This window comes from Kribbella jiaozuonensis, from assembly GCF_005233875.1.
GTDB lineage: Bacteria > Actinomycetota > Actinomycetes > Propionibacteriales > Kribbellaceae > Kribbella > Kribbella jiaozuonensis.
Map to the genome: position 1 here is coordinate 1,504,166 of NZ_SZPZ01000001.1, position 18,488 is coordinate 1,522,653.

General features: G+C 68.1%; 20 protein-coding genes. 16 read left to right on the plus strand and 4 right to left on the minus strand.

Annotated features, from left to right (window positions below; genetic code table 11):
- Window positions 1–81 precede the first annotated feature (81 nt).
- The 7 genes from clpS to FDA38_RS07265 all read left to right on the plus strand — a co-directional run bounded on the left by clpS (window position 82) and on the right by FDA38_RS07265 (window position 7,173).
- Complete coding sequence (gene clpS / locus FDA38_RS07235) at window positions 82–369, plus strand: ATP-dependent Clp protease adapter ClpS (RefSeq protein ID WP_137253255.1); 288 nt, start codon at window positions 82–84, stop codon at window positions 367–369.
- Window positions 366–917, plus strand: a complete 552-nt coding sequence (locus tag FDA38_RS07240) for a DUF2017 domain-containing protein (protein ID WP_137253256.1) — start codon at window positions 366–368, stop codon at window positions 915–917. The genes clpS and FDA38_RS07240 overlap by 4 nt, the downstream gene beginning before the upstream one ends.
- A 445-nt stretch (window positions 918–1,362) precedes the next feature.
- Complete coding sequence (gene ileS, locus FDA38_RS07245; protein ID WP_137253257.1) at window positions 1,363–4,425, plus strand: isoleucine--tRNA ligase; 3,063 nt, start codon at window positions 1,363–1,365, stop codon at window positions 4,423–4,425.
- A gap of 10 nt (window positions 4,426–4,435) precedes the next feature.
- Window positions 4,436–5,413, plus strand: a complete 978-nt coding sequence (locus tag FDA38_RS07250; protein WP_137253258.1) for an aldo/keto reductase — start codon at window positions 4,436–4,438, stop codon at window positions 5,411–5,413.
- A gap of 71 nt (window positions 5,414–5,484) precedes the next feature.
- Window positions 5,485–5,943, plus strand: coding sequence for a Mov34/MPN/PAD-1 family protein (locus FDA38_RS07255; RefSeq protein ID WP_137253259.1), 459 nt, complete (start codon window positions 5,485–5,487; stop codon window positions 5,941–5,943).
- Between the two features lies 1 nt (window position 5,944).
- Complete coding sequence (locus FDA38_RS07260) at window positions 5,945–6,223, plus strand: MoaD family protein (protein ID WP_137253260.1); 279 nt, start codon at window positions 5,945–5,947, stop codon at window positions 6,221–6,223.
- 2 nt (window positions 6,224–6,225) lie between these two features.
- The gene (locus FDA38_RS07265) at window positions 6,226–7,173 is read left to right on the plus strand and encodes a PLP-dependent cysteine synthase family protein (protein ID WP_137253261.1); all 948 of its coding nucleotides are present in this window, start codon (window positions 6,226–6,228) and stop codon (window positions 7,171–7,173) included.
- 84 nt (window positions 7,174–7,257) lie between these two features.
- Here FDA38_RS07265 and FDA38_RS07270 read toward each other — a convergent pair whose 3' ends face one another.
- A complete protein-coding gene (locus tag FDA38_RS07270; RefSeq protein ID WP_233714574.1) occupies window positions 7,258–7,551 on the minus strand; it encodes a hypothetical protein in 294 nt (97 codons plus the stop codon).
- 231 nt (window positions 7,552–7,782) lie between these two features.
- Here FDA38_RS07270 and murI point away from each other — a divergent pair, with 231 nt between their 5' ends.
- From murI to FDA38_RS07285, 3 genes are all read left to right on the plus strand, one after another.
- Window positions 7,783–8,586, plus strand: a complete 804-nt coding sequence (murI, locus tag FDA38_RS07275) for a glutamate racemase (RefSeq protein WP_137253263.1) — start codon at window positions 7,783–7,785, stop codon at window positions 8,584–8,586.
- Window positions 8,587–8,713: 127 nt separating this feature from the next.
- Window positions 8,714–9,460 (plus strand): MBL fold metallo-hydrolase, encoded by a 747-nt coding sequence (locus FDA38_RS07280; protein ID WP_137253264.1) that lies wholly within the window; start codon window positions 8,714–8,716, stop codon window positions 9,458–9,460.
- The gene (locus tag FDA38_RS07285) at window positions 9,441–10,277 is read left to right on the plus strand and encodes an alpha/beta fold hydrolase (RefSeq protein ID WP_137253265.1); all 837 of its coding nucleotides are present in this window, start codon (window positions 9,441–9,443) and stop codon (window positions 10,275–10,277) included. Before FDA38_RS07280 ends, FDA38_RS07285 begins: the two co-directional genes overlap by 20 nt.
- Here FDA38_RS07285 and FDA38_RS07290 read toward each other — a convergent pair.
- Window positions 10,257–11,093, minus strand: a complete 837-nt coding sequence (locus FDA38_RS07290; protein ID WP_137253266.1) for an alpha/beta fold hydrolase — start codon at window positions 11,091–11,093, stop codon at window positions 10,257–10,259. The genes FDA38_RS07285 and FDA38_RS07290 overlap by 21 nt on opposite strands.
- 75 nt (window positions 11,094–11,168) lie before the next feature.
- On the opposite strand from FDA38_RS07290, the gene FDA38_RS07295 reads away from it, so the two are divergent.
- The 3 genes from FDA38_RS07295 to FDA38_RS07305 are packed head-to-tail and all read left to right on the plus strand — an operon-like array spanning window position 11,169 to window position 14,020.
- Window positions 11,169–11,870: a TetR/AcrR family transcriptional regulator gene (locus FDA38_RS07295; RefSeq protein WP_137253267.1), complete on the plus strand. Its 702-nt coding sequence runs from the start codon at window positions 11,169–11,171 to the stop codon at window positions 11,868–11,870.
- A gap of 60 nt (window positions 11,871–11,930) precedes the next feature.
- Window positions 11,931–13,439 (plus strand): DHA2 family efflux MFS transporter permease subunit, encoded by a 1,509-nt coding sequence (locus FDA38_RS07300; RefSeq protein WP_170989611.1) that lies wholly within the window; start codon window positions 11,931–11,933, stop codon window positions 13,437–13,439.
- A complete protein-coding gene (locus FDA38_RS07305; RefSeq protein WP_137253268.1) occupies window positions 13,436–14,020 on the plus strand; it encodes an acyl-CoA-like ligand-binding transcription factor in 585 nt (194 codons plus the stop codon). The genes FDA38_RS07300 and FDA38_RS07305 overlap by 4 nt, the downstream gene beginning before the upstream one ends.
- On the opposite strand, the gene FDA38_RS07310 is transcribed toward FDA38_RS07305, so the two are convergent.
- Together FDA38_RS07310 and FDA38_RS07315 are read right to left on the minus strand one after the other, a co-directional pair.
- The gene (locus FDA38_RS07310; RefSeq protein ID WP_137253269.1) at window positions 14,021–14,821 is read right to left on the minus strand and encodes an SAM hydroxide adenosyltransferase; all 801 of its coding nucleotides are present in this window, start codon (window positions 14,819–14,821) and stop codon (window positions 14,021–14,023) included.
- Between the two features lie 163 nt (window positions 14,822–14,984).
- Window positions 14,985–16,157, minus strand: coding sequence for a Gfo/Idh/MocA family protein (locus FDA38_RS07315; protein WP_137253270.1), 1,173 nt, complete (start codon window positions 16,155–16,157; stop codon window positions 14,985–14,987).
- A gap of 146 nt (window positions 16,158–16,303) precedes the next feature.
- Between FDA38_RS07315 and FDA38_RS07320 the strand changes: the two genes are divergently transcribed.
- From FDA38_RS07320 to rdgB, 3 genes are read left to right on the plus strand one after another with little or no spacing between them, the layout of a single operon-like run.
- Window positions 16,304–17,158: an SGNH/GDSL hydrolase family protein gene (locus FDA38_RS07320; protein WP_137253271.1), complete on the plus strand. Its 855-nt coding sequence runs from the start codon at window positions 16,304–16,306 to the stop codon at window positions 17,156–17,158.
- Between the two features lie 10 nt (window positions 17,159–17,168).
- Complete coding sequence (rph, locus tag FDA38_RS07325) at window positions 17,169–17,885, plus strand: ribonuclease PH (RefSeq protein ID WP_137253272.1); 717 nt, start codon at window positions 17,169–17,171, stop codon at window positions 17,883–17,885.
- Entirely contained in the window at window positions 17,882–18,487 is a 606-nt protein-coding gene (gene rdgB, locus FDA38_RS07330) for an RdgB/HAM1 family non-canonical purine NTP pyrophosphatase (RefSeq protein WP_137253273.1), read from the plus strand. The genes rph and rdgB overlap by 4 nt, the downstream gene beginning before the upstream one ends.
- Window position 18,488: the final 1 nt, after the last annotated feature.

Genomic DNA, 18,488 nt, shown 5'->3' on the forward strand with positions numbered 1-18,488 from the left:
AGGGCCGTCGAGTGGGTCGCGGTGTCTGTCACAGGGGCAGCCTATTGCGAGACGGGAACCGATGATGGGGAGAATGGACAGGTGAGCACCGCACCGAGCGAGCTGGAGAGCCCCGAGGTCACCGAGGCGATCCAGTTGAGCCCGCCCTGGATGACCATCGTCTGGAACGATCCGGTCAATCTGATGGACTACGTCACGTTCGTGTTCCAGACGTACTTCGGCTACTCCAAGCAGAAGGCGGAGAAGCTGATGCTGCAGGTGCACCAGGAAGGCAAGTCCGCGGTCTCGAACGGCAACCGGGAAGCGATGGAACGCGACGTGGAAGCGATGCACTCCTACGGCCTGTGGGCCACCTGCGAGAAGTCGTGACGCGGTTCCGCAAGCGCCGCAAGACCGTCGTCGTCAGTTTCGCCGAACACGAGGCGGACATTCTGGCGAACCTGCTCCGCAACCTGGTCGAGCTCCTGTACGACGGCCTGCCGCCGCGCTCGGCCGAGTCGAGCGACCCGCTCGCCGCGCTCCTGGAGTCGGACGGGCCGACGTCACCGCCGGAGGACGTCGTACTGCAGCGGCTGCTGCCGGATGCGTACAAGACCGACGACATGGCGTCGGCGGAGTTCCGGCGGTTCACGGAGCGTGGGTTGCGCGAGGGCAAGGTCACCGACGCCAAGCGGGTCCTGTCGGCGCTGGAGGAGTCGGGCGCTGACGAGATCGCGCTCGAGCCTGACGAGCAGCTCTCCTGGCTCCGCGCCCTGAACGACCTGCGCCTCGCCATCGGCACCCGCCTCGACATCCAGGACGAGGACGACTACACCACCTGGGAAAAACTCCCCGACGACGACCCCCGCCGCCTCACCTACGACTTGTACGACTGGCTCGGCTACCTCCAGTCAGCCCTCCTCCACAACATGCGCTGAGTCAAAGGACACCGCCTTCGGCGGCGACAGTCTTTTGGCGCCTTCGGCGCGCGCGGGTGCTGGTCAGGCGGGGAGTTGTCGGCGGTTCGACTGTGGATCGGCGGTGAATGTGGGACCTTCGGGCCCGCCCCTCGGGGGTTCTGGTGCTGAAAGGACACCGCCTTCGGCGGCGGCTGTTTGTTGGCGCCTTCGGCGCGGGCGCGGGTGCTGGTTAAGCGCCGAGGTGGTCGGCGCGTCAACTGCGGGCCGGCGGTGAGTCGAGCGCTTCGACGCGCGCTCGCGTGTTCTAAAGGGCACCGCCTTCGGCGGCGACAGCCTCTTGGCGCCTTCGGCGCGCGGGTGCTGGTCAGGCGGCTCGGTGGTTGGCGCGTGGAGTGCGGGTCCGGCGGCGGGTCGGGGGCTTTTGCGGTTGGGCTTGGCGACCTCGCGGGTTTTGGTGCATAGCATGCGGTGGGTGAGCTATCCGAGGGTTGGGGTGCCGGGGTTTCCAGAGGTTGAGCTTGGGGTGCTTGCGTACTGGGAGGGGGATGGGACGTTCAGGGCCTCGCTGAAAGGTGAGGAGGAGTTTGTTTTTTATGATGGGCCGCCGTTTGCGAATGGGTTGCCGCATTACGGGCATCTGCTCACCGGGTACGTGAAGGACGTCGTGCCGCGGTACCAGACGATGCGTGGGTATCGGGTGGAGCGGCGGTTCGGGTGGGATACGCATGGGTTGCCGGCTGAGTTGGAGGCTCAGCGGGTGCTGGGGCTGAAGACGAAGGCGGAGATCCTGAAGCTGGGGATCGAGAAGTTCAACGATGCTTGTCGGGCGTCGGTGCTGAAGTACACCGATGAGTGGCGGTCGTATGTGACGCGGCAGGCGCGGTGGGTGGACTTCGAGCATGATTACAAGACGCTGAATCCCGACTACATGGAGTCGGTGATCTGGGCGTTCAAGACGCTTTATGACAAGGGGCTCGTGTACGAGGGGCTGCGCGTCCTTCCGTACTGCTGGAACGACGAGACCCCGCTGTCGAACCACGAGCTGCGGATGGACGACGACGTCTACCAGCCTCGTCAGGACCCGTCGGTGACGGTCGCGGTCGAGCTGGAGACGGGGGAGCGGCTGCTCGCCTGGACCACAACCCCGTGGACTCTGCCGAGCAACCTCGCGATGGCGGTCGGCCCGGACGTGGACTACGTCGTCGTGGACGACGCTGAAGGCCGGCCGACGATCCTGGCGGAGGCGCGGCTCGCGGCCTACGCCGGCTCGCACGGCGACGACGGAGGCCTCGGCACCGAGGTGCGTCGGCGCCTCAAAGGCTCAGACCTGATCGGACTGCACTACACCCCGCTCTTCGACTTCCTCGTCGGCACCGAGAACGCGTTCCAGGTGATCGCGGCCGACCACGTGACCACCGACGACGGTACGGGCGTGGTGCACATGGCTCCGGCGTACGGCGAGGAGGACCAGCTTGCGTGCGACGCGGTCGGCATCCCCACGGTCCTGACCGTCGACGACGCAGCACACTTCACCGCGGTCGTGCCGCCGTACCAAGGCCTGCACGTCTTCGAGGCCAACCGCCCGATCATCCGCGACCTGCGTGCCGCGGGCGCGTTGATCCGCGAGGACAGCATCGTGCACAGCTACCCGCACTGCTGGCGGTGCCGGAATCCGCTGATCTACAAGGCGGTTTCGAGCTGGTTCGTCGAGGTGACCCGGATCCGCGACCGGATGGTCGAGTTGAACGAACAGATCACCTGGGTCCCGGAGCACGTCAAGCACGGGCAGTTCGGCAAGTGGCTGTCCAACGCGCGCGACTGGTCGATCAGCCGCAACCGGTTCTGGGGTTCGCCGATCCCGGTCTGGCGGTCGGACGATCCGGCGTACCCGCGGATCGACGTCTACGGCTCGATCGAGGAGCTGGAGCGCGACTTCGGTGTCGAGGTCCGCGACCTGCATCGCCCGTACGTCGACGAGCTGACCCGGCCCAACCCGGACGACCCGACCGGCCGGTCGACGATGCGGCGGGTGCCGGATGTGCTGGACGTCTGGTTCGACTCGGGCTCGATGAGTTTCGCGCAGGTGCACTACCCGTTCGAGAACCAGGACTGGTTCGAGAATCACTTCCCGGGCGACTTCATCGTCGAGTACATCGGCCAGACCCGCGGCTGGTTCTACACCTTGCACGTGTTGTCGACGGCGCTGTTCGACCGGCCGGCGTTCCGGTCGTGCCTGAGTCACGGGATCGTGCTCGGCAACGACGGGCAGAAGATGAGCAAGTCGCTGCGGAACTACCCGGACGTCACGGAGGTGTTCGATCGCGACGGCGCGGACGCGATGCGCTGGTTCCTGATGTCGAGCCCGATCCTCCGCGGCGGCAACCTCGTCGTCACCGAGCAGGCCATCCGCGACGGCGTCCGCCAGACGCTGATCCCGCTCTGGAACGCCTGGTCCTTCTTCACCCTCTACGCCAACGCCGCAGGCGTCTCCGGCACCCGGTCCACCGCCTCGCCGCATGTCCTGGACCGCTACCTCCTCGCCAGCCTCCGCGAGTGTGTCGCCGACGTCCAGACCCACCTCGATCGCTACGACATCGCATCCGCATGCGACGCAGTCCAGAGCTACACCGAGGTCCTCACCAACTGGTACATCCGCCGCTCCCGAGACCGCTTCTGGTCCGGCGAACAGGACGCGATCAACACGCTCTACACCGCCCTCGAGGTCCTGTGCCGTACGGCGGCACCGCTCCTTCCGCTGGTCACCGAGGACATCTGGCGCGGCCTCACCGGCGAACGCTCGGTGCACCTGACCGATTGGCCTTCGTACGGCGAACTCCCCGACGACCCCGAGCTGGTAGAGCGGATGGAACGCGCCCGCGAGGTGTGTTCGGTCGCGTCCTCGATCCGCAAGGCGAGCGGGATCCGGGCGCGCCAACCGCTACGCACCCTGACCGTCGCGACCGCGGCCGACCTTGCCGATCTCGCGCCGTTGATCGCCGCCGAGGTCAACGTCCGCGACGTCGTGCTGACCTCCGCCGACGCCGTCGATGCGCCGGTCTCACAGCGGTTGACCGTGAACGCGCGCGCAGCCGGCCCGCGCCTCGGTCGCGACGTACAGCAGGTGATCAAGGCATCGAAGTCCGGCGACTGGTCGGTCTCCGCCGACGGCGTAGTAGTTGCTGGCGGCATCGAACTGCAGGACGGCGAGTACACGCTGGAGACCACGCTCGCGGACGGGCACGAGGCGAGTGCGCTGCTCCCGGGCGGTGGGTTCGTCGTACTGGACACGACGATCACACCCGATCTGGAGGCGGAAGGTGTCGCGCGGGACGTCGTACGGGCGATCCAGCAGGCGCGGCGCGATGCCGGGTTCGAGGTGACGGATCGGGTCCGGCTGACGCTGACCGCGGACCCGTCGACCGCGGCCGCCGTACAGACGCATCGTGAGCTGATCATGGGCGAGACACTGGCGACCGCGCTGGAGGTTGTGGAGGGCACCGAGCTGACGGTCGGCGTGACTGCTTAAGGTGGCGCTCATGGAGACGCGGAGGCTTGGACGGACCGGTCGGGACGTGGGCGTGGTCGGGCTCGGTGCGTGGCAGTTGGGCGCGGACTGGGGCGCGGTGGACGAGAGCGACGCGCTCGGCGTGCTGCACGCGGCGATCGAGGGCGGCGTCACGTTCATCGACACGGCTGATGTGTACGGCGATGGGCGGAGCGAGCGCCTCGTCGGACAGGTGCTGAAGACACACGATGGGCTGACCGTCGCCACCAAGATGGGCCGCCGCGTCGAGCAGGTGCCGGAGAACTACAACCTCGACAACTTCCGCGCCTGGAACGACCGTTCCCGGCAGAACCTCGGCGTCGACACGATCGACCTGGTCCAGCTGCACTGCCCGCCGACGCCCGTGTACTCGAACGACGAGGTGTTCGACGCGCTCGACTCGATGGTCGAGGAGGGACGGATCGCGGCGTACGGCGTGAGCGTCGAGACCAGCGCCGAGGCCCTCACCGCGATCGCCCGGCCGAACGTTGCGTCCGTGCAGATCATCCTGAACGCGTTCCGTCTGAAGCCTCTCGACGAGGTGCTCCCCGCGGCGCAGGCGGCCGGCGTCGGCATCATCGCCCGGGTCCCGCTGGCGAGCGGTCTGCTCTCCGGCAAGTACGACGAGCACACTACGTTCTCGGCCGACGACCACCGCACGTACAACCGTCACGGCGAGGCCTTCGACGTCGGCGAGACCTTCTCCGGCGTCGACTTCGCCACCGGCCTGGCCGCCGTACGGCGCCTGATGCCCTGGCTCCCGGCCGGTACCACGATGGCCCAGTTCGCCCTCCGCTGGATCCTCGACCAGCCCGGCGTCTCCGTCGTCATCCCCGGCGCCCGCAACCCCGAACAGGTAGCCGGCAATGTCTCGGCCGCCGCCATCCCGCCCCTCACCGACGATCAGTTGGCCGCGGTCCGGGATGCGTACGACGAGCTGATCCGCCCGCAGATCCACGACCGCTGGTAACGCGCTGTCCGCATTGTGGACCGACTCCGTGGTTGGCGGGGTCGGTGCGGCGCTCGCCGTACCGTGGAGGCGTGTTGGTGATCGAGAAGTCGACGTACGACGCGATCGTGGCCCATGCCCGGAAGGACCATCCGGACGAGGCGTGCGGTGTGGTCGCGGGTGCGGAGGGGTCGGACCGGGCCACCCGGTTCCTCCCGATGCTGAACGCGGCGATGTCGCCGACGTTCTACGAGTTCGACTCCGGCGACCTGTTCCGGCTGTACAAGGAGCTCGACGAGCGGGACGAGGAGCCGGTGGTGATCTACCACTCGCACACCGCCACCGAGGCGTACCCGTCGCGCACCGACATCAACCTCGCCCAGGAGCCCGGCGCGCACTACGTGCTGGTGTCGACGCGGGACGGCGCGGACTCCCCGGCGTACGACGGGTCGGTCGAGTTCCGCTCGTACCGGATCGTCGACGGCGAGGTCACGGAAGAAGAAGTACGCGTGGTTGGTTCCTATGAAGAAACCTCTGAAGGAGAGCACTGACATGGCGATCGAGCTGCGCGTGCCGACGATCCTGCGCACCTACACCGGTGGCGCGAAGGCGGTCGACGGCGACGGCGCGACCCTGGCCGAGTTCATCGACAACGTGAACGGCAACCACCCGGGCCTCAAGGAGCGCATCGTGGAGGGCGAGCCGGAGGAACTGCGCCGGTTCGTGAACGTCTACGTGAACGACGAAGACGTCCGGTTCACCGGCGGCCTGAAGACCGAGATCAAGGACGGCGACGTCGTCGTCGTACTGCCCGCGGTCGCCGGCGGCTGATCATGCGCTTCGACAGCCTGCTGGATTCGGTCGGAGGTACGCCGCTGGTCGGGCTGCCGAAGCTCTCGCCGTCGGGTGAGGTGCGCCTCTGGGCCAAGCTCGAGGACCACAACCCGACCGGCTCGATCAAGGACCGGGCCGCGCTGCGGATGCTGCTGGACGCGGAGAAGGACGGCCGGCTCCGCCCGGGCAACACGATCCTCGAGCCGACGTCGGGCAACACCGGGATCTCGCTGGCGATGGCGGCCAAGCTGCGCGGCTACCGGATGGTCTGTGTGATGCCGGAGAACACCTCTGAGGAGCGCCGCCAGATCCTGCGGATGTGGGGCGTCGAGATCATCTCGTCGCCGGCCGCGGGTGGGTCCAACGAAGCGGTCCGGGTCGCCAAACAGGTCGCTGAGGACCACCCCGACTGGGTGATGCTGTACCAGTACGGCAACCCGTCGAACGCGCTCGCCCACTACGACGGCACCGCGCGGGAGATCTTCACGGACCTGCCGTCGGTGACGCATTTCGTCGCGGGTCTCGGCACGACCGGCACGCTGATGGGCGCCGGCCGGTTCTTCCGCGAGCACAAGCCCGAGGTCAAGATCGTCGCCGCCGAGCCGCGGTACGGCGAACTCGTCTACGGCCTGCGCAACCTCGACGAGGGTTTCGTCCCCGAGCTGTACGACGAGACGCTGATCGACGCCCGCTTCTCGGTCGGCCCGCGTGACGCCGTCCGGCGGGTGCGTGAACTGCTCGACAACGAGGGCATCTTCGCGGGTATCTCGACCGGAGCGATCCTGCACGCCGCGCTCGGTCAGGCGGCGAAGTGCGTGCGTGACGGCGAGACCGCGGACATCGCGTTCGTGGTCGCTGACGGCGGCTGGAAGTATCTGTCGACCGGTGCCTACGAGGGCACGATCGACGAGGCCGAGGACCGCCTCGAAGGTCAACTCTGGGCCTGATGGCCGGGCCGGCGGGCGGAGTGCCGGTCCGGACGCGATGCCCTTAGTTGCCCTGGGCATCTAAAACGATCAGGTCATACCCGCCTACTGTTGTTTGAAGAAGAGCTTGCGGCCCAGCCGGGGCTGGATCCCGCGACCCTTGCAGCTGCTGCAGGGGCGTTGGGCGTAGCTGAAGATGCTGCCGTGGTGCCGGCCGGCACCTTTGCATCGGCCGCATTTCGCGTTCGGGTGCAGGGACAGTGAGACGACGTACAACGCGAACGCCGCCATCAGGAGCAGCAACAGCATGCCGGTCGGCCCGATGGCCGTCAGCACGTCTGCCGCGGTGCCCGTGTTGGAATCCGTGGCCTGACTGGCCGCCTGTCCTGCGGCGGTCACGTGATCAGGTTGTGGAGTTGGTGCGGTGCCCAGTACCACCGCGGTGTAATGCGCCAAGTTCATGGCATCACGAGGGGCGGTCGAACAAACATCGCTCCAGAGTGGCGTGCATCACGCGAAAAGGCAATTCCATAACGTAAAGATGTGGACAACTCCGGCGTGTCGTTCGACAAGGTTAGGTAAGGCTCCCTTCGCGACTGCCCGGAAACAGACTTGTATAAGCTCTCCTCCGTGGCAGACGCACCGGTGGGGATCTTCGATTCAGGCTTCGGCGGACTCACCGTCGCCCGCGCGGTTCTCGATCAGTTGCCGCACGAACCGATCCTGTATCTCGGCGACACCGCCCGCCAGCCGTACGGTCCGAAGCCGATCGCCGAGGTGCGTGAGTACGCGCTGGAGTGTCTCGATCACCTGGTCGAGGCCGGCGTGAAGATGCTCGTGATCGCGTGCAACTCCGCCAGCGCCGCGATGCTGCGCGACGCCCGCGAGCGGTACGACGTACCGGTCGTCGAGGTGATCCTGCCCGCGGCCCGGCGAGCGGTTGCCGCGACGCGCAACCAGCGCGTCGGCGTGATCTGCACCAGGGCAACAGCTCAATCGCTTGCGTACGAAGACGGTTTCGCCGCGGCGCCGCAGATCGAGCTGTTCACGCAGGCGTGTCCGAAGTTCGTACCGTTCGTCGAGGCCGGTGTGACGTCCGGGCCCGAGCTGATCGAGGCCGCGCACGAGTACCTCGATCCGATGGTCGAAGCGGGCGTCGACACGCTGATCCTTGGTTGCACCCACTACCCGCTGCTCACGGGCGTGATCTCGTACGTGATGGGTGACAACGTCACCCTGGTCAGCAGCGCCGACGAGTGCGCCAAGGACGTCTACAGCGTGCTGACGAAGACCGGTCTGCTGCGCCCGGACAACCTGCCTGCCCCGCAGCACCGCTTCGTCACGACCGGCAGCCCGGACGTGTTCGCGGCGATCGGCTCGCGCTTCCTCGGGCCGGTGCTGTCCAGCGTCGACCAGTTCGCCTGGGTCCGCTGAACTGTGACCTGGGTCGCACCCGGATGTTGTCAGCGGCATCGGACCGCGGTGGATCGCCTGTGTGGCAGGCGGATCGACGCGTCGGGCCTGTCTGCAAACGTCGGAACTCGCCGGTAGTGTTCGAAGTATGAAGCTCACCGTGATCGGTTGCTCCGGGTCTGTGCCCGGGCCGGACTCGGCCGCCTCGAGCTATCTGGTCACTGCCGAGGGGTTCAACCTGATCCTCGACCTCGGCAGCGGTGCGCTCGGTTCGCTCCAGCGGCACCTCGCGGTGCCGGAGATCGGAGCGATCGGCCTGTCCCACTTGCATCCTGACCACTGCATGGATCTGTGCGGTCTGTACGTCGCGGCGAAGTACGCGCCGGGCTCGCCGATCCCGCGGATCCCCGTCTACGGCCCACCCGGTACTGCGCAGCGGATGGCGCTCGCCTACGACCTGCCGCTTGATCCGGGGATGGAGGAGCAGCTGGACTTCCATGCCTGGCAGGAAGTCCAGACCATCGGGCCTTTCACGATCCGCACGGCGCCGATGGTGCACCCGGTTCCGGCGTACGCGATCCGCGTTGAGCACGGCAACAAGTCGCTCGTCTACACCGGCGACACCGGGCCGAACGACGCGTTGATCGACCTCGCCCGCGGCGCCGACGTGCTGCTGTCCGAGGCGGCGCTGCCGGACAACGATTCGCACAACCCGACCGACCTGCACCTGACCCCGGCCGACGCCGGTGAGCACGCCAAGAAGGCCGGCGTGAAACGGCTCGTGATCACCCACGTCCCACCGTGGTACGACCGCGTCACCCAGGCCGAGAACGCCCGCCGTACCTTCTCCGGTCCGGTCGAGATCGCCACCCCACATGCCGTTTTCGACATCTGACGGCGTGCGGTTGTGGACCGCAACCAGTGGTACGGCAACCTCCGCGGCGCCGGTCGTCATCCTGCACGGGGGACCGGGGCTGTGGGACGACTACGCCGTGCTCGCGGAGATGATCGACGACCTCACCGTGGTCCATCGCTTCGACCAGCGCGGCTGCGGCAGGTCCGATCCGTCCGAGGTCCAGACGATGGCCCGACTCGCGCAGGACATCGACGAGCTCCGCGCGTACTTCGGCCATGAGCGGATCGTTGTCCTCGGCCACTCCTTCGGCGCATCGCTCGCGTTGCTGTACGCCGCGACGTACGCCGATCATGCAGCTGGACTGGTCTACCTCGACGGCGTCGGCATCGGCGACTGGCATGCGGCGGCCCAGGCAGAGGCGGAGCGCCGCATGACGCCGGACCAGCGGGCTCGGCTCGAAGGGCTGTCCGGGCGCAAGCGCACACCGGCCGAGGAGACCGAGTTCCGGACACTGTCGTGGTTCACCGATCACGCGGACCGCGACCGTGCGATGGAGTGGGCTCATCGGAGCGCATCGGTCGATCTCCCGATCAACTTCGCCGCCAACAGCGCGCTCAGCGCGGACATGCGGAGCTGGCCGGACGACTACGCCCTCGGCCTCGCCGCGAGCCTTGAGTGCCCGGTCACGTTCATCCACGGCGAGGGCGATCCGCGGCCGGCCTCCGCTGTGCGTGCGTTGGCCGGGGATCATGCCTTCGAGTTGATACCGGCCGCCGGGCATTCGCCGTGGCTGGAGCAGCCGGAGCTGTTTCGGGGTCTGCTGCGACGGATCGTGTCAGGCGAAGAAGGCGCGTAAAGCCTGAGCGACCTCGGCCGGGCCGCCGTCGTTCGTCGGGCCGGAGTGGTCGAGCTTCGGGATGGTGATCCTTGCCGAGCGGGGGAGTACGGCGGTCAGCTCGTCGAGCGAGCGTCCGAAGTACGCCGGACTGCGCGAGCCCGCGAGCAGCAGGACGTCGGCGTCGACGCTCGCATAGTCCTTCGCCGTGCCCGCGAGTTCGTCGATCAGCTGCATGTCGCCGGCCATCGTCGGGACGAGAGCCGGGATCGGTACGTCGTCGCCCTTGGCCGTCCGCTGGAACCGGAGCGCGACGTTCAGCGGCGGGACGAGGATGAAGCGCGGGACCGTGGTGAACACCCGATCGGCCTGCAGACCTTTGAGTGTGCTGACAAGCGCTGCCGCGATCTTGCCGTCGGCGAGCTCGCGGCGGTAGCGCGGCACCCAGTCGACCGGGACCGATCCGTTGACGTCCAGCGGCGGCTCGTAGAGCGCGAGTTTCTCGATGGCCGGCGACACCCGCGCCGTACGAAGGCCGATCAGTGCCCCCGAACTCAGTCCGAACACTCGCGAAGCGCCGGCTTCCTTGAGCAACGCCTGCAGGTCCTCGACCTCGCGGTCGATCCCGTAGTCGGCGCCGTGCGGTCCGCTCAGACCACGCCCCCGACGGTCCGGCACGGTGACGGTGAAGTCGCCGGCCAGCGCTTCGGCCAGCTGCATGAAGTCCTGCGCGGCGAGCATCGACCCGTGCAGCAGGATCACGTCCGGCCCACTCCCGAGCCGCCGGAAGCCGATGGTCGTGCCGTCGGCCGACACGACAGATCCCTTGCGATACATGTTGTCCTCCCCAAACCCGGGCACGCTGTACGCAGTAACGCTACTGCGAACAGCGTGCGCAGTAAACTCCTGCCCATGGACCGACCACCGATCTGGCTCCGCCCGGAGCGAGCCGCCCGCGGGCCGCGGCCGGCGCACAGTCGCGAGGAGATCGCCGCGGCCGCCGTCCGGGTCGCGGACGCCGAAGGGCTCGCGGCCGTGTCGATGCGGCGTGTGGCGACCGAGCTCGGCACCGGCACGACCTCGCTCTACCGGTACGTCGACGGCAAGGACGAGCTCTTCGACCTGATGGTCGATCGCGCGATGGGCGACGGCGAGCCGCCGGTGCCGACCGGCGACTGGCGGGTCGACCTGGCGGCGGTCGCTCACGCGCAACGCGCGATGATGCTGCGCCATCCCTGGCTCGTCCGCCTACCGGCGACCAGGCCGGTCCTTGGTCCGAACACGCTGGCCTGGCTGGAGGCGACGTACGCCGCGGTCGACGTACCGGGCCTGGATGCCGACGAGGTGCTGACGCAGGCGGCGACCTTGCTGACCTTCGTGCGTGGTCACGCGCTGGAGGAGCTGACCGAGCGTGAGGCGGGCTCGACGATGGCGGACTGGCTGACGAAGCAGTCGCAGCAGTACGCCGAGCAGGTGATCGGGAGCGGCGACTACCCGCATCTGAGCCGGATGATGATCGAGGCCGAGACGCCGCACGCGGCCGACCGGTTCGACCGGCTGTTCGCGCGGAGTCTGGAGCACGTGCTGACCGGGCTGGCGGCGGAGCGGGACTAGACATCTCACGATTCTGAGATCTACTCTCAAATTAGAGTTGATCTCAGAAAGGTGTTTGTCATGACCGCGACGACCCTCGACCCGCGCCGGTGGTGGGCGCTGGGCGCGATGTCCATCAGCCTGATCGTGATCGGGCTGGACCTGACCGTGCTGAACGTCGCGCTGCCGACGCTCGCGACCGATCTGCAGGCGTCGACCAGTCAGCTCCAGTGGTTCGCGAACGCGTACACGCTGGTGCTCGCGTCGCTGCTGCTCCCGGCCGGCCTGCTCGGCGACCGCTTCGGGCCGAAGCGGCTGATGCTCGGCGCGCTCGTCGTGTTCGGGCTGGCGTCAGCGGCCTGTGCGTTCGCGAACTCGCCGGGGCAGTTGATCGCGGCCCGGGCGGCGCTCGGGGTCGGCTCGGCGTTCCTGATCCCGCTGTCGATGTCGCTGCTCAACCTGCTGTTCGCGCCGGAGGAGCGGCAGCGGGCGATGACGATCTGGCTGATGGCGAACTCGATCGGGATCCCGCTCGGCCCGCTGCTCGGCGGCTGGCTGCTGGACCACTACCGCTGGGGCTCGATCTTCCTGATCAACCTGCCACTAGTTGCGATCGGACTAGTTGCAGTTGCGCTGCTGATCCCGGCGATGGCCGGCCACCGATCGCGGCGGATCGACGTACCGGGGATTGTCCTCACTGCGACCGGGCTGGTCTCGCTCACGTACGGGTTCATCGCGGCGGGCGAGCACGGGTGGGGTTCGGCCTGGGCGCTCGGTGGGATCGCGGGTGGCGTGGTGTTGCTGACCGCGTTCTGGGCGTGGGCCCGGCGTACGGCGGATCCGTTGGTCGACCTGAAGCTGTTCCGGTCGGCGGGGTTCACCTGGGGGACCGCGCTGGCGACTCTGGCGTCGTTCGCCCTGGTGGGGTTGTTGTTCGTGCTGCCGCAGTTGTTCCAGGCTGTGCAGGGTGCGGATGCGTTCCAGGCCGGGCTGCGGTTGCTGCCGATCATTGGCGGGATGCTGGTCGGCGCGAAGGTGGCGGAGCGGCTGCTCGAGCGGGCCGGGGCTCGGGTGACGGTGGTGATCGGGTTCTCGTTGATGCTGGCCGGGTTGGTGATCGGGGCGTTCACGAAGGTCGGCGACGGCTACGGATTCACGGCGATCTGGGTGAGTCTGGTCGGGGTGAGCATCGGGTTCACGTTGCCGCCGATGAACGGGTTGGCGCTCGCGGCATTGCCGATCGAGCGGAGTGGATCCGGGTCCGCGCTGATCCAGGCGTCCCGTCAGGTCGGCGGCACGCTCGGAGTGGCGATCCTCGGGACGGTGCTCAATGCGGCGTACCGGAGTCATCTGGATGTCAGCGGTCTGCCGCCCGCAGCTGCGGACGTGGCCCGCGACAGTGCGTCGGCCGCGATCGCGATCGGCTCGCCCGGGCTGACGCGCTCGGCGCAGGCGGCGTTCGTGAACGGCATGGACGTGACGCTGTGGGTGTGCGCTGGGCTCGCGGTGGTCTCGATCGGGCTCGCGCTCGGGTTCCTGCCACGTCGGACCCGCGTCGCGGACGAACAAGTTGTCACAATCAATGCATGAGCGGGTTGCGGGAACGGAAGAAGGCCAAGACGCGCGCGGCGATCCAGGAGCACGCGCTGCGGTTGTTCCGGGACCAGGGGTACGCCGAGACGACCGTCCAGGAGATCGCCGCCGCGGCCGAGGTGTCGCCCGCGACGTTCTTCCGGTACTTCCCGACCAAGGAGGACACGATCGTCCTCGACCGGCTCGACCCGGTGATGATCGAACTGTTCCGCAACCAGCCTGCTGAGATGTCTCCGACCGACGCCCTTCGCGCCTCGATCAAGCAGAGCCTCGACACCCTGAGCGAGGAGGAGTGGGCGCTGGAGTCCGAACGCCAGCACCTCGTCATGCATGCTCCCGAACTGCGCGTGCGGATGCTCGACCAGCTGTACGAGGGCATCGACCTGCTGGCCTCCCTCGCAGCAGAACGCACCGGCCGGGCCCCTGACGACATCGCCGTCCGCGCCTGGGCCGGTGCGGTCGTCGGCGTCGTGATGGCGACGTACCAGCAGCTGGAGGTCGACGGCCCGCTCCCGAAGTACCTCGAGACGATGGACCGCGCCTTCGACCAGCTCGGCGGGCTCCGGCTCGAACCGTAGTCAGGCCACCCTCTCAGCCACCTGCACGGACAACGGGTCACCTGGCCGCAGGCCGAAGGCAGCCGCGGCCGAACCGCCGCGGATCACCAGCTCGGTGAAGCCGGTGCCGGAGCTGCCCTGGATGATGCCCGGCGTGTTCCGCGGTACGGCGGTCAGGTGCGGGTAGCAGGTCACGTCCTTGCCCTGGGCAACAGTCACGATGTCGCCGGGGGTGAGGCCGAGGTCGCGGTCGAGTTTGCAGTTGCCGAAGTTATCGACGACGGCAACGAGCGGGTCGTCGTCGAGGGTCTCGGGGATGGCGGTCTCGACCGCGGGTACGGCGCGCTCGTCGGCGACCCATTTCGCCAGCAGCGGCAGGTACCAGAGGCTGCGGAACTGGGTGCCGGCGATCTTGTCGATCTCGTCCGGTGCGAACCCGGCCGCGGTCACGGCCGCGCGGATATCCGTCACGTAGAGGTGGTCGATGCCGAGCTCCCGGCGTATCAAGGAGAGAGCGCGGGCGCTGAAGGTGCTGGCGACGAGGTGCTTGCCGTACCAGAAGAAGCAGAACGGTACGCCGTTCGGCCAGACGCCGTCGCGGGGTGCGATGTTGAGCAGGGTGATGGTCGGGTGGCCGTCCTCGCCCAGGGACTCGGTCGCGAGCAGGCAGTCAAGCAGGGTCAGTGCGGCGAACGACTCCGGATCGGGTCCGTCGGCGGCGACGATGATCGGCGACTGGCCGAACAGGGCGCCGATCCGGGTGCTGAGTCTGGCCCGGGCGTTGCCGTCATGACAGTCGGTGATGTAGGTGATCGGGTACATAAGAGGCTCCATGAGGTGTGCAGCGGTCTGGGAAACGAAAGAGGCCCCCGACATCGGGGGCCTCTCGCTGCAAGCACACGTGCCTACGCCGCTGAAGTCCTCCCGCATCGAGGGCTCAGCATTCGCATAGCGGCGTACCAGGTCACGTCGTGGATGGTAGCACTCAGCGAACCTGGCCATTGTCGAAATACGCGACCAGGGCCGGGTCCAGCGGTGGGATGTCCTGCGGTACGCCGTTCGCGCGGAGCGACTGGGTGGCGGCGTAGCCGGCGGCGACTGCGGCGCGGGCGGCGACCGGGGAAGTGAGCGTCGCGCCGCCGTCGCGGACGAAGTTCACGAACTCGGCCACCAGGTGCGGGTCGGCGCCGCCGTGGTGCTCGGTCTCGCCGGCGATCTCGACCACCTGGTCGGCGTCGTCGCGGTACCCGGAGCGACGGCTGTTCCACACCTTCACCACGCCGCCCGCGGTGTCGCCGAAGTTCTCCAGCCGGCCGTGGGTGCCGATGACGGTGTAGTTACGCCAGTAGTCCGGCGTGTAGTGGCACTGCTCGTAGTTCATCATCACGCCGTTGTCGAGCAGCAGGTTCACCTGCGAGATGTCCTCGACGTCCATCACCGGCGCCAGGCCCTTCTGCTCCAGCGGCGGCCAGTTCTTCTCGCTGACGAACTCCTTGAACCGCTGGTCCGAGCGGTCCTGCCGGTCCGTGATCCCGCCGTACAGCGTGAGCGCGCCCATCGCGTTCACCCGGGTCGTGTAGCCGCCGGCCAGCCAGTGCATCACGTCGATGTCGTGGGCACCCTTCTGCAGCAGCAGTCCGGTGGTACGGCGACGGTCCGCGTGCCAGTCCTTGAAGTAGAAGTCGCCGCCGTGGCCGACGAAGTGCCGGCACCAGATCGCCTTCACGTCGCCGATCGCGCCGTCCTGGATCAGCTTGCGCATCGTCAGTACGACGGACATGTGGCGCATGTTGTGGCCGACGTACAGCCGCGCGCCCGTGTCGTACGCCGCCTGCAGCACGCGATCGCACCCCTCGGTGGTGATCGCCAGCGGCTTCTCCACGAACACGTTGACCCCGGCCCGGAGGAAGTCGATCGCCGGCCCCTCGTGCAGGTCGTCCGGCGTCGTCAGGAAGACGCCGTCGAGCTTCTGCTCCACCAGCTCGTTGTGGTCGCCGTACGCCGATGCCTGCGGGTACGACTCGAGCGCCGCGTCCCGCTGGGGTGCGGACGGGTCGGCGACGGCCACGACCTCCGACCCCTCACCGGGCCGGTGCGCGTACTGCGCGATCCGACTCCGGGCCCCGAGTCCCACCACGCCAAACCGAAGATCACTCATACCAGCCAACTCCTGCACATAGTTGTTTCCAGAAGCCTAACTCCGAGCAGTTCTGCTCCTCAATCACCTGCCTTTGACATGACGTTGCCCCACTCGTCATCCGCCGAACATCACAGTCTCGCTCCGTGCGCCCACCATGGCGGAATGTGAGCCTCCACTACGTGGCACTGGGGGACTCGACCACCGTAGGTGTCGGGGACCCGATGAACGGCAGCAGTACGACCGACCTGTCCGGTGCCGGTGCGCGCCCGGGCGAGGGGTGGCGGGGCTGGGCCTCGCTGCTCGCCGACTCCCTGGCCAGCTCCCACCGTGTGACGTTCTCCAACTTCGCGACCAGCGGCGCCACCGTGCCGATCGTCGCGACCGAGCAACTGCCCGAGGCGGTCGCCAAGGCCGATGGCCAGATCGACATCGCCTCGCTGATCGTCGGGGTGAACGACACCCTGCGATCCACGTTCGACGCCGGCCGGATCCGGGATCACCTGCACCAGATCGCGGACGAGCTGACCGCCCGCGGCGCGCTGCTGCTGACGGTCCGGTTCCACGACCACGGCAAGGTGTTCGGCCTGCCGAAATGGCTGCGGCGACCGCTGTGGCACCGGATCGAGCAGGTCAACCTCGTCTTCGACGACCTGCACACCCGGTACGGCGGGATCCGGCTGGACATGGCCGACTACCCCGAGGTGTACCGGCGGGACTTCTGGAGCATCGACCGGCTGCATCCGGGGGAGCGCGGGCACCGCAAGCTGGCCCGGGCGTTCGCGGACGAGCTGGCGGTCCGCGGGCTGCCGATCGACGTACGGCCGGATCTCGACTGCGCGTACCGGCCGCCGAGCCGGTGGGCGGACACGGTCTGGCTGGTGAAAGAAGGCGTTCCGTGGGTCGGGCGGCGGGCCAACGACCTGCTGCCGTGGGCGGCGCGGATGGCAGTCACTCCGAGAACGAGCCCACTCGCTCTTCCGCCCTCGTCCAATGCGGAGGTCCAGCGTCTGGAGGCATAGGGTCTGATTCATGGCCCGAATTGATGGACGTAACGCTGACCAGCTCCGCCCGGTGACGATCACCAGGAACTGGCTCGACCATGCCGAGGGCTCGGTGCTGGTCGAGTTCGGGCGGACCCGGGTGCTGTGCGCGGCGAGTGTGACCGAGGGCGTGCCGCGCTGGCGGAAGGGCTCCGGGCTCGGCTGGGTCAGCGCGGAGTACGCGATGCTGCCGCGGGCGACCAACACCCGCTCGGACCGCGAGTCGGTGAAGGGCAAGATCGGCGGCCGTACGCACGAGATCTCCCGGCTGATCGGGCGCTCGCTGCGGGCCGTGATCGACTACAAGGCGCTCGGCGAGAACACGATCCTGCTGGACTGCGACGTACTGCAGGCCGACGGCGGGACGCGGACCGCGGCGATCACCGGCGCGTACGTCGCGCTCGCGGACGCGGTGTCGTTCCTGCGCGAGAAGAAGCTGCTGAAGAGCGAGCCGCTGACCGGGACGGTGTCCGCGGTGTCGGTCGGGATCATCGACGGGGCGCCGATGCTGGACCTCTGCTACGAGGAGGACGTCCGGGCCGAGACCGACATGAACCTGGTGATCACCGGCGAGGGCAAGTTCATCGAGGTGCAGGGCACGGCCGAGGGCGCGCCGTTCGACCGCGCCGAGCTGGACAGCCTGCTCTCACTGGGGCTTTCGGGGTGCGCGGAGCTCGCCAAGATCCAGCAGGAGGCACTGGCGTGAGTCGGGTACTGCTGGCGTCGAACAACAAGAAGAAGCTCGAGGAGCTGCGCCGGATCCTGACGCCGATCGTGCCCGGGATCGAGGTGCTCGGGCTCGGCGACGTACCGGCGTACGACGAACCGGCCGAGACCGAGCCGACGTTCGAAGGGAATGCGCTGCTCAAGGCGCATGCCGCACTGGCCGCGACCGGGCTGCCGTCGATCGCGGACGACAGCGGTATCTGCGTCGACGCGCTGAACGGGATGCCCGGCGTACTGTCGGCGCGCTGGTCCGGGCCTTTGAAGGACAACCAGGCCAACAACCTGCTGCTGCTCGGTCAGTTGGAGGACGTGCCGGACGAGCGGCGCGGGGCGTCATTCGTGGCGGCGGTGGCTTTTGTGCGGCCGGACGCCGATGACGAGGTCGTGATCGGGGAGATGCGCGGGTCGGTCATCCGGGAGCTGCGTGGCACCGGCGGGTTCGGGTACGACGTGCTGTTCCAGGCCGAGGGGTACGACCGGACCACGGCGGAACTGTCCATCGAGGAGAAGGACGCGATCAGCCACCGCGGCAAGGCGCTCCGCGCACTGGCGCCACTGGTCGCGAAGGCGTTGGGGAGTTAGC